General features: G+C 73.1%; 15 protein-coding genes. 5 read left to right on the top strand and 10 right to left on the bottom strand.

What is annotated here, in order from left to right:
* The first annotated feature begins 304 nt into the window (after window positions 1–304).
* Together AB0F56_RS17860 and AB0F56_RS17865 are read left to right on the top strand one after the other, a co-directional pair.
* A complete protein-coding gene (locus AB0F56_RS17860) occupies window positions 305–1,813 on the top strand; it encodes an FUSC family protein (RefSeq protein WP_362010317.1) in 1,509 nt (502 codons plus the stop codon).
* Between the two features lie 126 nt (window positions 1,814–1,939).
* A complete protein-coding gene (locus AB0F56_RS17865) occupies window positions 1,940–3,016 on the top strand; it encodes a lactonase family protein (protein WP_362010187.1) in 1,077 nt (358 codons plus the stop codon).
* Window positions 3,017–3,120: 104 nt separating this feature from the next.
* Here the strand turns inward: AB0F56_RS17865 and AB0F56_RS17870 are convergent, their stop codons facing one another.
* Both AB0F56_RS17870 and AB0F56_RS17875 read right to left on the bottom strand, forming a co-directional pair.
* Window positions 3,121–4,044 carry a hypothetical protein gene (locus AB0F56_RS17870; protein ID WP_362010190.1) on the bottom strand — a complete coding sequence of 308 codons (924 nt, stop codon included), beginning with the start codon at window positions 4,042–4,044 and terminating at the stop codon, window positions 3,121–3,123.
* Between the two features lie 87 nt (window positions 4,045–4,131).
* Window positions 4,132–5,109 carry a BadF/BadG/BcrA/BcrD ATPase family protein gene (locus AB0F56_RS17875; RefSeq protein ID WP_362010193.1) on the bottom strand — a complete coding sequence of 326 codons (978 nt, stop codon included), beginning with the start codon at window positions 5,107–5,109 and terminating at the stop codon, window positions 4,132–4,134.
* 192 nt (window positions 5,110–5,301) lie between these two features.
* Between AB0F56_RS17875 and AB0F56_RS17880 the strand changes: the two genes are divergently transcribed.
* Both AB0F56_RS17880 and AB0F56_RS17885 read left to right on the top strand, forming a co-directional pair.
* Window positions 5,302–5,979 carry a uracil-DNA glycosylase gene (locus AB0F56_RS17880; protein WP_362010196.1) on the top strand — a complete coding sequence of 226 codons (678 nt, stop codon included), beginning with the start codon at window positions 5,302–5,304 and terminating at the stop codon, window positions 5,977–5,979.
* A gap of 276 nt (window positions 5,980–6,255) precedes the next feature.
* Window positions 6,256–6,819, top strand: a complete 564-nt coding sequence (locus AB0F56_RS17885) for a dihydrofolate reductase family protein (protein ID WP_362010199.1) — start codon at window positions 6,256–6,258, stop codon at window positions 6,817–6,819.
* Between the two features lie 27 nt (window positions 6,820–6,846).
* Here AB0F56_RS17885 and AB0F56_RS17890 read toward each other — a convergent pair whose 3' ends face one another.
* The 7 genes from AB0F56_RS17890 to AB0F56_RS17920 all read right to left on the bottom strand — a co-directional run bounded on the left by AB0F56_RS17890 (window position 6,847) and on the right by AB0F56_RS17920 (window position 12,127).
* Entirely contained in the window at window positions 6,847–7,638 is a 792-nt protein-coding gene (locus AB0F56_RS17890; protein ID WP_362010201.1) for an ABC transporter permease, read from the bottom strand.
* Entirely contained in the window at window positions 7,635–8,639 is a 1,005-nt protein-coding gene (locus AB0F56_RS17895) for an ATP-binding cassette domain-containing protein (protein ID WP_362010203.1), read from the bottom strand. Before AB0F56_RS17895 ends, AB0F56_RS17890 begins: the two co-directional genes overlap by 4 nt.
* A gap of 48 nt (window positions 8,640–8,687) precedes the next feature.
* On the bottom strand, window positions 8,688–9,014 hold the full coding sequence (locus AB0F56_RS17900) for a DUF1048 domain-containing protein (RefSeq protein WP_362010205.1): 327 nt from the start codon (window positions 9,012–9,014) through the stop codon (window positions 8,688–8,690).
* 1 nt (window position 9,015) lies between these two features.
* Window positions 9,016–9,372, bottom strand: a complete 357-nt coding sequence (locus tag AB0F56_RS17905; protein ID WP_362010208.1) for a DUF1048 domain-containing protein — start codon at window positions 9,370–9,372, stop codon at window positions 9,016–9,018.
* Window positions 9,369–9,695, bottom strand: coding sequence for a PadR family transcriptional regulator (locus AB0F56_RS17910; protein ID WP_362010211.1), 327 nt, complete (start codon window positions 9,693–9,695; stop codon window positions 9,369–9,371). The genes AB0F56_RS17905 and AB0F56_RS17910 overlap by 4 nt, the downstream gene beginning before the upstream one ends.
* 94 nt (window positions 9,696–9,789) lie before the next feature.
* The gene (locus tag AB0F56_RS17915; protein WP_362010214.1) at window positions 9,790–10,875 is read right to left on the bottom strand and encodes an exo-alpha-sialidase; all 1,086 of its coding nucleotides are present in this window, start codon (window positions 10,873–10,875) and stop codon (window positions 9,790–9,792) included.
* Between the two features lie 169 nt (window positions 10,876–11,044).
* Window positions 11,045–12,127, bottom strand: a complete 1,083-nt coding sequence (locus tag AB0F56_RS17920; RefSeq protein WP_362010216.1) for an NADH:flavin oxidoreductase/NADH oxidase — start codon at window positions 12,125–12,127, stop codon at window positions 11,045–11,047.
* A gap of 132 nt (window positions 12,128–12,259) precedes the next feature.
* Between AB0F56_RS17920 and AB0F56_RS17925 the strand changes: the two genes are divergently transcribed.
* On the top strand, window positions 12,260–12,613 hold the full coding sequence (locus tag AB0F56_RS17925; protein WP_362010219.1) for a helix-turn-helix transcriptional regulator: 354 nt from the start codon (window positions 12,260–12,262) through the stop codon (window positions 12,611–12,613).
* Window positions 12,614–12,832: 219 nt separating this feature from the next.
* Here AB0F56_RS17925 and AB0F56_RS17930 read toward each other — a convergent pair whose 3' ends face one another.
* Window positions 12,833–14,200 carry an FAD-dependent oxidoreductase gene (locus AB0F56_RS17930; protein WP_362010222.1) on the bottom strand — a complete coding sequence of 456 codons (1,368 nt, stop codon included), beginning with the start codon at window positions 14,198–14,200 and terminating at the stop codon, window positions 12,833–12,835.
* Window positions 14,201–14,336 lie beyond the last annotated feature (136 nt).

A 14,336-nucleotide genomic window follows, 5' to 3' on the forward strand; every position in this document is an offset into this window, starting at 1 on the left:
CGTTGGCTCCCTTCTGGCCGATGTCTACGCCCGTCGACTGTACCAATGGCCCAGTGTTCGGCGCGCCGGTTGAGCCAGTGGGTGACCAGGTGTTTTCCTCGGGGTACAGAGTGAACTGATGGCGCCGCACGCGCCGGACCGGCGACGAGGCCGGAACCGGACCGCGGCGCCTTTCCCATGTCCAGGGGCCGCCACAAGCAGGCCGGGGCACGAGATGACGCGAAGAGGGTGTGTGTACGGCAGCGGGGGCGGAACGACCGTCGTGAAGAAGGGCCGGGCCGTCGGCCACCGGCTGGTCAGGCTCATGTTCGTGGCCCCCGATCCGGGCCGCGTCCGGCTGCGCGTCTCCTCGCGCGCCGTCCTCGGCATCGCCCTCGCGGTCGCCGCCGCCGAACTCTGCGGGCTCTCCCTCACGGCTTCGATCACGGGCGGCCTCGCCGCCCTGCTCGCGCTCTTCACCGTCGGCGACCCCACCGTGCGCCGCCAGGCCGTGACGACCGCGCTGCTCCCCGCCGTCGGCTTCCCCGTGCTCGCCCTCGCGACCGCCCTGCACAGCACTCCGCTGCTGCGCGACGCGTCCTGGCTGCTCGTGGTCTTCGCCGGCGTGTACGCGCGCCGCTGGGGCCCGCGCGGGCACGCGCTCGGGATCTTCGCGTTCATGATGTTCTTCGTCACCCAGTTCCTGCACGCGCTGCCCGCGCAGCTGCCGGAGCTGTACGCGGCCGTGGGCCTGGCCCTCGCGGCCGCGGGCGCGGTCCGGTTCGTGGCCTGGTGCATCGAGCGGCGCGTCCCGCCGCCCGCCGCGCCCGCCCCGCTGCCCGGCAGGGGGCTCGCCCGGCCCACCACCCGGCAGGCGTTCCAGGCGACCGCCGCCTGCGCGGTCGCGCTCGCGGCCGGCCAGTTCATCTCGCACGAGCGCTGGTACTGGGCCGTCGGCACCGCCTGGTGGATCTTCGTCAACACCGCCTCGCGCGGCGAGACCCTGGTCCGCGGCTTCCGCCGGGTCGTCGGTACGGTCACCGGCATCGCCGCCGGCTTCCTGATCGCGATCCCGCTGGCCGGCGCGCCCGCCCCGACCGCCGCCCTGGTGGCCGTCTGCGTCTTCGGGATCTTCTACACGGCCGCGCTCTCGTACAGCTGGATGATGTTCTTCGTGACCGTCATGGCCGGTCTCCTCTACGGGCTGCTCGGTGTGCTCCACCCGGGCCTGCTGGTCCTGCGCTTCGAGGAGACCGCGGTCGGCGCGCTGGGCGCGGCCGTCGGCGTGGCCCTGCTGCCGGTGACCACGCACGCCGCCACCAACGCCTGGATCGAGCGGGCCGTGACCTGCGTGCACGCCTGCACCACGGCCGCCGCGCGCCGCCTCGCCGGCGACCCGGAGGCCGACCCCGCGCCGCACGCCGCCCAGCTCGAGGTGCTGATCGGCCGGGTCCGGCTGTCGCTCGCGCCGCTGGTCCACCCGCTGAGCCCGCTGCGGGCCCGCAAGGCCCGCGCCCGCCGGGTCCTGGACCTGCTCGACGACTGCGCTCGCGAGATCCGGGGCCTCTCGGCGGTCGCCGCCGACCCGGACGCCTCGCACGACGCCCGGCTCGCCGCCGCCTCCTGGCGCGTCGAGGCGGCCGTCCACGCCCTCGTCCCCCCGGCCCACCCCGCGCGCCGTGCCAGCCCCGAGGAGCCCACGGCCCCGCCGATGGCCGACCACCCGGGCGCCGAAGCCGCCCTCGGCCACCTCCACGGCCTGGAGCGGGCCCTGGTCGAACTGGCCGCACCCCTGCGCACGGCGCCGAGCGCCCCACTCGTCCCGGCCGCCTGACCGAAGCCCCCGGTCTCAAGCCCCTTGACCCAACCCTCTTGATCCAAGTTGGTCTAGACCGCCTGCTAACGTCAGCCCCGACGACGGGGCCGTCGGCCGACCGCCCCCGTGGAGAGGGGAGACGCCATGGGCGGTACGGACGCGCGTGAACCGGTACGGGGACGGGCCTTCATCGGGTCGTTCACCTCGGCGGGGGGCCGGGGCATCCTCGCCGCCGACGTGGACCCGGAGACCGGCGCCCTGACCGTCACCGGCGCGACGGACGCGCTCCCCGACCCGTCCTACCTCGCCCTCGCGGACCGGGGCCAGGACCAGGGCCAGGGTCTCGTCCTCTACGCCGTCTCCGAGGCCGAGGAGGGCGCCGCGGCCGCCTTCGACGTCTCCGGGGCCGTACCCCGGCCGCTCGGCGCGCCCGCGCCCGTGCGCGGCGCCGCCCCCACGCACCTCGCCGTCACCCGGGGCCACGTCCTCACCGCCAACTACACCTCCGGCAGCGTCACGGCCCTGCCGATCGCGGCGGACGGCTCCCTGGGTGCCGCCACCGACGTCGTACGGCACGAGGGCTCGGGGCCCGTCGTCGACCGCCAGGGCGGCCCGCACGCCCACCAGGTCCTGGCGGCCCCCGGCGGGCGCTGGGCGATCGCGGTGGACCTCGGCACCGACTCCGTACGGATCTACGCCCTCGACCCCGTCTCCGGCGCGCTGCGGCCGCACGGCGAGACCGCACTCAAGCCGGGCGCAGGCCCGCGCCACCTGGCCTTCCACCCGGCGGGCACCCACGCCTACGTCCTGAACGAGCTGGAGCCCACCGTCACGATCTGCCGCTGGGACGGGCAGGCGGGCACCCTGGAGCCGCTCGGGGAGGCCCCCGTCGTCCCCGCCGGGACTCCCGGGCCGAGCTACCCCTCCGAGGTCGTCGTCGCCCCCGACGGCCGCTTCCTCTGGGCCGCCGTGCGCGGCGACGACACCCTCGCCGTCCTCGCCCTCGACCCGAGCGGAGAGCGGGCCGAATTCCGTACCGCCGTGGACTGCGGCGGACGCTGGCCGCGCGACCTGGCCCTCGACCCCACGGGGCGGCGGCTCTACGCGGCCAACGAGCGCTCCGGCGACGTGACCTGGTTCGACGTCGACCCGGAGACCGGCATCCCGCACCGCGCGGGCTCCGTCGAGGCCCCCGCGGCCTCCTGCGTGGTCTTCGCCTGACCCGGCCGCCCGACCCGTAGCCCGACCGGGCCGTACGACGGCCGAGGGCCCGCGCCGGAACGCGTCCGGTGCGGGCCCTCGGCCATTCCTGCGTGTGCCGCCGTTCAGTGCGTGGGGGCGCCCTGCGGCTGCTGCGGGGCGATGCCCAGCGCGGCCGTGTACTGCGAGAGCACCAGCTTGCCGATCGCCGGGTACGCGCCCAGCGGCTCGGCGGCGGCGCAGCCCGCCTCCTTGGCGGCCGCGTCGAGCAGGCCCTCGGCCAGCTCGGGGCCGATCAGGTACGGGGCGAGGGCGAGCTGCTCCGAGCCGGAGCCGCGCAGCTGCTCGGCGATCGCGGTGATCGAACCCTCCTGGTCGAGCGCGGCGGCCATCACCGGGACGGCCAGGCGCGCGGCAAGGAGCATGCCGGTGATGCCGGCGGCCTGGACGGCCTCCTCGCCGCCGACCGTGGCGAGCACGATGCCGTCGGCGGCCGTGGCGACCGTGAAGAGCCGCGCGCGGTCGGCGCGGGCCAGACCGGCCTCCGACAGGCGCACGTGCAGGGCCTCGGCGAGCAGCGGGTGCGGACCGAGGACGTCCGTCAGCTCGGCGACGTTGCCGCTGTCCATCACGGCCTGGCGGATCCGGCGCATCAGGGCGCTGTCGGGACCGGCGAGCAGCGGCACGACGACGGCGGCCGCGCCCTCGGGGGCGCTGACCTCACGGCCGGCGGCCACGGCCAGCTGGTACCGCTCGGTGCGCACGGTCTCGGCGCGCGCGAGGACGCTTCCGAGAGTGGGGTACTCGGCGTCGTCACCGTCCAGGTAGCCGATCGCGGCCTCCAGGCCGGGCAGCTCGGAACGGGCGATGCTCACGACCTCTTCGGCCAGCGAGCGTATGGCGGCCGACGGGGCGCCGGGGACGGCGAGGACCAGGGTGGGAGCGCCCTCGGGCGCCGCCGCGGGTTCGGGGCGACGGTGCCGTCCAGGCTGGCGGGGTCGCGGCATTCGTACAGGCAGGCCGGAAGCGGGCCCAGTGGGGGAGCTCATGCGGCCGCATGCTACTGGTTTTGCCCGCCGCGCAGTGCGGTGAGGTGCGGCTGAGCGTTATCTGTCCCCCTTTGTCCGAAGCGTGACTTACGTAGTCACATGCAACAACTTCGGCTCCACGGGCAGCCGTAGCGCGTCCGTGGCCAGCGCCGCCGCCAGCGCGAGGGCGCCGTCGAGCGGATCCCCGGCCGCCGACGTCTGCCGGGCGTGCGGCAGTTGTCCGGCCAGCTCGGCCCGGAGCGGTACGAGGAGAGGGTCGCCAAGCTTGAACAGGCCACCGGTCAGGGCCACTTCGTACGTACCCGGGGCCGGGCACACGGCGGCCGCCGCCTCGGCCACGTGCGCGGCGGCCCGCCGCAGGACGTCGGCCGCGACCGGGTCGCCTTCGGTGGCGCAGCCGGCCACGTCCGGGGCGAACGAGGCGAGCACGGCAGGCCGGTCGGTCCGCGGGTAGAGCGCGGCCGGCAGCCCGGCGGCCGGGCCGAACCGGGCCTCGGCGCGGGCGAGCAGCGCGGACGAGCCGCCCCGCCGCCCGTCGTACGCGCGCATCGCCGCCTCCAGGCCTTCCCTGCCGATCCAGGCGCCGCTGCCGCAGTCGCCGAGGAGGTGGCCCCAGCCGTCGGCCCGGCGCCAGGTCTTGAGGTCCGTACCGAGGGCGATGAGGCCGGTGCCGCCCGCGACGACCGCACCGGGCCGCTGCCCGAGCGCCCCGGCGTAGGCGGTGACGGCGTCGGCGGCGAGTGCGAGGGACCGTACGCCCAGGGCCTCCCGCAGCGCGCCGGGCAGAACGGCCCGCAGCTCCTCGCCGAGCGTCGCCATCCCGGCGGCGCCGACGGCCACGGCGACGACGGGCCCGGACCCGGCGCGCTCGCGCAGCGACGCGACGGCGGGCAGCAGCTGCCCGAGCAGATGGGCCGCCTCGATCCCGCCGGGGCCGGTCCGCACCGGCTCACGGGACGTGACGGTCTCCACGGCCCGCCCGTCCGAGGCGCGCGCGAGGGCGATCCGCAGCCCGGAGCCGCCCGAGTCGACCCCGACGACCAGGCCTTCGTGCCCGGCCGTCACGGGAGCCGCCGGTCGACGGACGAACGCCTGCGTGACTTCATGGACCGGCTCCGGGAAGAGGGGGGAATGACGACGGCAGGCTATCCCGGGAGGGCGCGTTCGGGGAGCGCGCTTCGCACGAGAACGCGGAGGGTGCGGGCGGTCGTTGCCGGGTTCGGGAGATGTCGGTGTGCGCCACTAGAGTGACCTGTTGTGGCAGCTCAGACATTGAACGAACTTGTGGAGCCCGGCTGGGCCGACGCGCTGAAGCCGGTGGCAGGGCAGATCGCCGCCATGGGCGACTTCCTGCGCGCGGAGATCGCGGCCGGCCGCACCTACCTCCCGGCCGGCCCGCACATCCTGCGCGCGTTCCAGCAGCCCTTCGACGAGGTGCGGGTGCTCATCGTCGGCCAGGACCCCTACCCGACACCGGGAATGGCGATCGGGCACAGCTTCGCCGTCTCGCCCGACGTGCGGTCGCTGCCGGGAAGCCTGGAGAACATCTACCGGGAGCTGCACACCGACCTGGGCCTGCCCCGCCCGTCCAACGGCGATCTGACGCCGTGGACCCGGCAGGGCGTCCTGCTGCTCAACAGGGCGCTGACGACGGCGCCCCGCAAGCCGGCGGCCCACCGCGGCAAGGGCTGGGAGGCGGTCACGGAGCAGGCCATCAAGGCGCTCGTCGCCCGCGGTAAGCCGATGGTCTCGATCCTGTGGGGACGCGACGCGCGCAACCTGCGGCCTCTGCTGAACGATCTGCCGGCGATCGAGTCCGCTCACCCGTCGCCGATGTCGGCGGACCGCGGCTTCTTCGGCTCGCGCCCGTTCAGCCGCACCAACGAGCACCTGGAGCGGATGGGCGCCCAGCCGGTGGACTGGCGCCTGCCGTAGGGGGTGTCTCGTCGATCATGCCGGGCTCGCGTCGCCTGGCACCGTGCCTCGCCGCGTTGTCGTCGGTTGCCAACTCCCCCGTAGCCCTTCGGGCACGGGAGGTGCCCCCACCGTGTTGACGCCCTCCTCCGCCTTGCGATGCACGGCACCAGACGCCGCTCCCTGATCCGGCCTGATCGACGAGACACCCCCTAGGTCGTGTCCGCCCGCGCGTCGCGATGAGTCCCGCGGTGTCCGGCGGTCATACTGCGAAACCGGTTCCGAGGAGGGCTTCTGATGCGCAGCGTGACCTATGCCATGGGCGTCTCGCTCGACGGCTACATCGTCGGGCCGGACGGCGGCTTCGACTGGACGGCCCCCGACGCGGAAGTCTTCCGCTTCTGGATCGACGAGACGCGCAAGGTCGGCGTCCACCTGTTGGGGCGCCGGCTGTACGAGACGATGCTGTACTGGGAGACCGCCGCCGAGGACCCCTCACTCGGCGAGGCGGAGCGCGAGTGGATCGAGATCTGGAACCCGCTCCCGAAGGTGGTGTTCTCCAGGACGCTGACGGAGGTGCAGGGCCAGGCCCGCCTCGCCTCCGGCGGCCTGGCGGAGGAGATCGAGCGGTTGCGGGCCGAACCGGGCGAGGGTGAGATCGCGATCGGCGGCGCGACGCTCGCCGTCGACGCGGCCGCGGCGGATCTGATCGACGAGTACCGGGTCATCGTCCACCCGGTGCTGGTCGGCGGCGGCATTCCGTTCTTTCCCCGGCACGAACGCCGGGTGGATCTCGAACTCGTCGAGACACGCACGTTCAACGAGAAGTTCGTCTACCTCCGCTACCGCGTGGTGCGTTAGCCGGCTCGTCCACCGAGCGCGCCGGGCCTACTTCGGGTCGCGGTTGAACTGCGCCGTCGACCAGCGGTAGCCGAGCGCGGTCAGGCCGAGGCACCAGGCGACGGCGATCCAGCCGTTGTTCCCGATCCCGGTGCCGAGCAGCAGGCCGCGCAGGGTCTCGATCGCGGGCGTGAAGGGCTGGTACTCGGCGATCGGCTGGAACCAGCCCGGCATGGTGGCGGCCGGGATGAAGGCGCTGGAGATGAGGGGGAGCAGGATCAGCGGCATGGCCATGTTGCTCGCCGCCTCGGGGTTCGGGCTCGCCAGGCCCATGCCGACCGCGATCCAGGTCAGCGCCAGGGCGAAGAGCGTGACGAGCCCGAACGCCGCAAGCCACTCCAGGACGGTGGCGTCCGTGGAGCGGAAGCCGATGGCCACGCCGACGGCGCCGACGAGGACCACGCTCATGACGGACTGCAGCACGCCGCCGACGACGTGCCCGATGAGGACCGAAGGACGGTAGACCGCCATCGTGCGGAAGCGGGCGATGAGGCCCTCGGTCATGTCCATGGAGACGTACACCGCGGCCCCGATCACGGTGCTGCCGACGGTCATCAGGAGCAGGCCCGGGACGATGTAGGCGATGTAGTCGGAGCGGTCGGCGCCACCGCCGCCGATGCCCGCGCTCATCACGTCGCCGAAGATGTAGACGAAGAGCAGCAGCATCATGATCGGTGTGAGCAGCAGGTTCAGCGTCCCCGACGGATAGCGCCGGGCGTGCAGCAGATTGCGGCGCAGCATCGTGTTCGAGTCGCGTACAGCGAGCGTGAGGGAGCTCATCGGGCGTTCTCCTGGGACTGGTGGGGGACGTCGGCCGGGCCGGTCAGGGCGAAGAACACGTCGTCGAGGTCGGGGGTGTGGACGGTCAGCTCGTCCGCCTCGATGCCGGTGGAGTCCAGCCAGTCGAGAAGGGAGCGCAGTTCGCGCTGGCTGCCGTCGCTGGGGAGGGACAGCGACAGCGCCTCGTCGTTCCGGGTCACCTCGCGCAGGGTGTCGGCGGCGGACTGGTACGCGGCCGGGTCGGTGAAGCGGAGCCGGATGTGCCCGCCGGGGACGATCCGCTTGAGCTCCTCGGCGGTGCCCTCGGCGGCGATCCTGCCGTCGTTCAACACGGCAATGCGGTCCGCGAGTTCGTCGGCCTCCTCCAGGTACTGGGTGGTGAGGAAGACCGTCACACCGTCGGCGACGAGGCCGCGGATGATGCCCCACATGTTGTGGCGGGAGCGCGGGTCGAGGCCGGTGGTCGGTTCGTCGAGGAAGATGATCCGCGGGTCGCCGACCAGCGTCATCGCGAGGTCGAGCCGGCGCTTCATGCCGCCGGAGTAGGTGGAGGCGGGCTTCTTCGCGGCCTCCACGAGGTCGAAGCGCTCCAGGAGTTCGGCGGCCACGCGCCGTCCCTCGCGCTTGGAGAGGTGGTTCAGGTCCGCCATGAGGAGCATGTTCTCCTCGCCGGTGATCAGACCGTCGACGGCGGAGAACTGCCCGGTGACACCGATCGCGGCGCGCACGGCCTGCGGCTCTGCGGCCAGGTCGTACCCGCCGACGTGCAGCTCGCCGGCGTCGGCGGTGATGAGTGTGGAGAGGATCTTCACGACGGTCGTCTTGCCGGCGCCGTTCGGGCCGAGCAGCGCGAACACGGACCCTGTGGGGATGCGCAGATCGATTCCGTCGAGGACGAGCTTGTCGCCGTACGACTTACGGAGCCCGACGGCGGAGACGGCGGTCGACGACGGGCGACCGTCGTCCCCCAGCCTGGACATGGGCATGCCAAATGAAGGCATGGTGACTTCCTTTCAGAAGCTGAAGAACAAGGGGGGAGGTGGCGGGTGCTACTTGCCGGCCGTGCCGGATTCCTCGCCGAGGGACTCCTGGTAGACGTCCGCGTTGGTGCGCGAGTCCGCGACCAGGCCGTCACAGAAGGCGGCGACGTCCGTGCCGATGAGTTCCAGGACGCCCTTGCCCGAGGCGGCGCCCTCCTCGAAGAAGTCGACGATCCCGGGGAGCAGGGGCCCGTCGGGCAGGTCGACCGGTCCGACCTTGAAGAAGTACTTCTGCATCTCCTTGTAGACGATCTGGTAGTCCGGCGGCAGCGCCTTGACCCGAGCCATGTGCGCCCGCCACTGCTTCTTGCCTTCGATGATGTCCTGGATGCCCATGTCAGCCTCCCAGCCGGCTCAGTTTCCTTGCGACGTTCCTGTTCAACTGCTCGCGCCACCGGTCGCGGTAGGTGCGCGCCCCTTCTCCGCCGGCCAGCGCCGCGGAGAAGCCTCGGATGTCGTCGCCGAGGACCTCGTGGACGTTCTGCCCCTCCGCCGCGGTCTCTTCGAGCAGCCCCAGGGCCGCGTCGAGGATCGGCATCAGGTTGCGGCCGGTGAAGCTCCCGTGGGGGAGGAGATGGCCCTTGATCTCTCCCCATGCCGCCCGGTAGTCGTCCGGCAGGGCCTCGGCCCGGGCCTCGAACGCCTTCCATTCCCGGGTGAGGTCGCTGCCTGTGATGGTCTCCCAGAAGTTCATCGGTCGCCCTCCTTGAGCCTGTCGATGCGTGATGAGACGTAACTCCACTTCGTCCAGAACTTCGCGAGTTCCTCGCGTCCGGCGTCGTTGAGCGCGTAGAACTTGCGCGGCGGACCGACCCCGGACGGTCGCTTCGTCACCTGGACGAGCCCGTTCCGCTCCAGTCGCAGCAGGATGGTGTAGACCGTCCCCTCGACGACATCGGTGAAGCCGAGCTCGTTCAGGCGGCGGGTGATGGCGTACCCGTAGGTTTCTTCGGTGTTGACGATTTCGAGCACGCACCCTTCGAGCGTGCCCTTGAGCATCTCCGTCAGGTCGTCCATGGCGAACCTCCTCGGTCGCATCAGTACTGCGTACCACCGAGTACCACTATACGGTATCACCGAGTAGTGGAGGCTGCCAGGGCTCAGCGGCCCCTCAGTCGATGACCGCCGCCCGTACGCAGAGGACGTCCGGCAGGTGCTCGGCGAGGAGCTGCCAGGTGTCTCCGTCGTCCGCGCTCGCGTACAGCTCGCCGTTGCGGTTGCCGAAGTAGACGCCCGCGGGGTCTCCGTCGTCCGTGCACATCGCGTCGCGCAGGACCGTGCCGTAGTGGTCGCCCTCGGGAAGGCCGGTGCTGAGCGGCTCCCAGGTCGCGCCGGCGTCGCTCGTACGGTAGACGCGGCAGCGGTGGTCGGCGGGCACGCGGTCGGAGTCGGCGTTGATGGGGAACACATAGGCCACATCGGCCCGATGGGGGTGCGCGGCGACGGTGAAGCCGAAGTCGGAGGGCAGTCCGGAGCCGATGTCGGTCCACTTGCCACCCGCGTCGTCGCTGCGGAACACCCCCCAGTGGTTCTGCAGATAGAGCCGGTCCAGGTCGCCCGCGTCCTGCGCGATCTTGTGCACGCACTGCCCGAACTCCGGGTCGGGGTCGGGCAGGAAGACCGCGGACACCCCGTGGTTGGCAGGGTCCCAGCTCGCGCCGCCGTCCCGGGACCGGAACACCCCGGCCGTCGACACCGCGACCGTCACGGCCGCCGGATCGCGCCGGTCGGTCACGACGGTGTGCACGGCCTCGCCGCCTCCGCCGGGGACCCAGTGGGGCCGGGTGGGGTGCTCCCAGAGCGGGCGGACCAGCTCGAACGACTCCCCGCCGTCCTCGGACCTGAACAGGGCGGCGGGCTCCGTCCCGGCGTAGACGACGTCAGGGGAGTGCGCGGGCGCGGGGTGCAACTGCCAGACGCGCTCCAGGGAAGCGCCCGTGTCCTGGGGGAACTTGACCGCCGGTTTCGCCGGCTCGGTCCAGGTGGAGCCGAGGTCGTCGGAGTGGAAGACGGACGGACCCCAGTGCGCGCTGTCGCCGCCCACGAGCAGCCGGGGCGTGGAGCGGCGGGTGTCGATGGCGACCGAGTAGATCGCCTGCGCGTTGAAGTGGGGATCGTCGAACTCCCACCGGCCGGCGCGTCGTCGGCCGATGAACAGGCCTTTGCGGGTACCTACGGTCAGGACTACGTCGGGCATGGCCGACACCTCCAGGACGCCGTTGTCGCGGATACGGGCCAGTCTGCACCCGACCACCGACAGTGGCGCCCGCGGCGGCGTCTCCCCAGGTGGGAGGCGTGTTCCGGGAACCGGCGGGACCCTGCTTCGGTGTCCCTGCCCCTGCTTCGGTCCCTGCTGAGGCCCGGTCTCAGATCGCCCAGGCGTACTGCGTCGGCGCGTGCGTGCTCGCGCCCAGCTCGCGCGCCGCCCTGCGGGCCCAGGACGCGTCGCGCAGCAGCTCCCGCCCGAGCAGGACGGCGTCCGCCTCGCCGTTGGCGACGATCTTCTCCGCCTGCCCGCTCTCCGTGATGAGCCCCACGGCGGCGACCGGAAGACCCGTCTCGGCCTTCACCCGGGCGGCGAAGGGCACCTGGTAGCCGGGGCCGACGGGGATGCTCGCCGGGCCTCCGTTGCCGCCGCTGGAGACGTCCAGGAGGTCGACCCCGTGCTCGTGCAGCAGGCGCGCGAAGCGGACGGTGTCGTCTCCGGTCCAGCCCTGCTCCTCCAGCCAGTCGGTGGCCGAGATCTTGAAGAAGACCGGCAGCTCCTCGGGCCACGCGCCCCGGATGGCGTCCACGACCTCGAGGGCGAGGCGGGTGCGGTTCTCGAAGGAGCCGCCGTAGGCGTCGGTGCGGCGGTTGGCGTACGGGGAGAGGAAGCTGCTGATCAGGTAGCCGTGGGCGCCGTGCACCTCGACGACCTCGAAGCCTGCGCCGCGTGCGCGGCGCGCCGCCTCCGCGAACTGCCCCGGGATCTCCGCGATCCGCTCCGCCGTCAGCTCGGTCGGTACGGGGTGGTCCTCGGCGAACGGGAGCGGGCTCGGGCCGACCGGCTGCCAGCCGTGCTCGCCGGGGCCGACCGGTCCGCGGCCCTCCCAGGGGCGCTTGGTGGACGCCTTGCGGCCGCCGTGCCCGAGCTGGATGCCGGGCACCGTGCCGTGCTCCTTGAGGAAGCGGGCGATCCGGCCCAGCGCCTCCGCCTGGGTGTCGTTCCAGATGCCGAGGTCGGCGGGGCTGATCCGGCCCTCGGGGGAGACGGCCGTCGCCTCGACGAGGATCAGGCCCGTTCCGCCGGTGGCGCGGGAGGCGTAGTGGGCGAAGTGCCAGTCGTTCGGCACGCCTGCGTTCGGGCCCGACGCCTCCGCCGAGTACTGGTCCATGGGGGCCATCCACACCCGGTTCGGGATGGTCAGCGACCGCAGGGTGTAGGGCTCGAACAGGGCGACGCTCATGACGGACTCCTCTGGCGGGGGCCTTGCGGATGGCCTCCCGGGGGTCTTCGTACGATAGCCGTCGTAGTACGGCGACTGTCAAACTACGAGGATTATCGTACAATGGCGGCTTCCGGATGAAGTGGAGCCGCCGTGACGACCGCGACCAAGCCCCGGGTCCTGGACCACCCCACGCGGGACGAGATACGCCTGGAGGGTGTGCTGCACGCGCTCTCGGACGCGGTACGGCTGCGGATCGTCAGCGACATGGCGCAGGCGGACGGCGCCGAGGTGAGCTGCTCGTTCTTCGAACTCCCGGTCACCAAGTCGACGCGTACGCACCACTTCCGGGTGCTGCGCGAGGCCGGCGTCATCGAGCAGGTCTACCGGGGCACCGCCAAGCTGAACGCCCTGCGCCGGGACGACCTCGACACGCTCTTCCCCGGCCTCCTCGACAGCGTCCTGCGCGCAGCGGACGCCCAGACCGCCCGGGAGCCCAGGACCTAGGGCCTTTCGTTTGGATCATGCCGGGCTCGCGGGCCCTGGCACCGCTCCCCCAAGCTCTTCGAGCAGGGGGTACCCCCAGCCGCGTTGTCGTCGGTCGCCAACTCCCCCGTAGCCCTTCGGGCACGGGAGGTGCCCCCACCGCGTTGACGCCCTCCTCCGCCTTGCGATGCACGGCACCAGACCCCGCTCCCTGATCCGGCCTGATCCAAACGAAAGGCCCTAGGAGCCGTCCCCGCCCGCCGCCTCCCGCAGCCCCGCCCAGTCGGGGATCTTGACCCGGCCGCGGCCGAGCGACCGGCCCAGGGCGGATTCCGCGCGTTCGATGGAGAGCCAGCCCCGCCAGGCCACCGGCTCGTGGCCCAGCGCCCGCAGCGCGTCGAGCGGGTCGCCCGCGAGCCGCCGGTCGGTCAGGGCCGCCGCGTCGGCGAGCAGCGAGGCCACCGTCCCCTTCGCGCAGGGGCGGTTCGTACCGATGACGCCCGTCGGCCCCCGCTTGATCCAGCCGGCCACGTACTCCCCGAGCGACGGGACGCCGTCGCGCAGCACCCGGCCCGCCTCGTTCGGGACCGTGCCCCGGGACTCGTCGAAGGGCAGCCCGGACAACGGGACCCCCTTGTACCCGACGGCCCGCAGCACCAACTGCGCCTCGATCTCCTCGTACGCGCCCGTGCCCCGCACGCCCCCGGCGCCGTCCGGTTCGGTCCGCTCGAAGCGGACCGCGGCCACCCGCCCGTTCTCGCCGAGCAGTTCCACCGGCCGCAGGAAGAACCTCAGATGGATGCCTCGCGGCGCGTCGGGCCCCGCGCCGTCGGCCGCCCAGCCGCGGACGACCTCCACGTTCCGCCGGTTCACGGCGGGCAGCCCCGCCGGGTCGGCGTACGCGGGGTCCAGGGCCAGGTCCGCCGGATCCACCCGCACCCGCGCGCCCGGCAGCCCGCCCAGCTCCCGCAACTCTTTCGTCGTGAACTTGGCCTGCCCGGGGCCGCGTCGGCCCACCATGTGCACCTCGCGCACCCGGCTCGCCTCCAGCGCCCGCAGCGCGCCCTCGGGCACGTCCGTGAGCCGCAGCTCGTCCGCTCCGCGCGCCAGGATCCGGGTGACGTCCACGGCCACGTTGCCGACCCCGATCACGACCGCCGAGCGGCCGTCCAGACCGCTTCCGGCCCCGGCGAAGCCGTCGGTCACCGCGTCGGGATGCGCGCTGTACCAGGAGACGAAGTCCGTCGCCGACCAGCTGCCCGCCAGGTCCTCGCCCGGCACGCCGAGCCGGCGGTCCCGCGCCGCGCCCACGCAGTACACGACCGCGTGGTACAGCTCCAGGAGCCGGGCCGGGGTCAGCCCCCGCGCGCCGACCTCGACGTCCCCGACGAAGGCGATCCGCTCGTCCTCCAGGACCGCGCGCAGGTTCTGCTGGAGCGACTTGATCTTCTCGTGGTCGGGCGCGACCCCGTAGCGGACCAGGCCGTACGGGCAGGGCAGCCGGTCCAGGACGTCGACCCGTACCCCGGGCACCACCGACTGCTGGACCAGCGACTGGGCCGTGTAGACCCCGCTGGGCCCGGAACCGACGACAGCGACTCGAAGCACGTCCGTACTCCTTCCCGCCGCGGGGATGCCCGCCGAGAGGCTTCCAGCATCCCACCGGAAGCCCCCGGAGGGGAGGTGCGCGACGGGACCCGAGGCCCGGAACGGGGCCTCGGGTCGGCCCAAGGCGGGCCTCGGC

It is taken from the genome of Streptomyces sp. NPDC026092, from assembly GCF_040638605.1.
Lineage (GTDB): Bacteria > Actinomycetota > Actinomycetes > Streptomycetales > Streptomycetaceae > Streptomyces.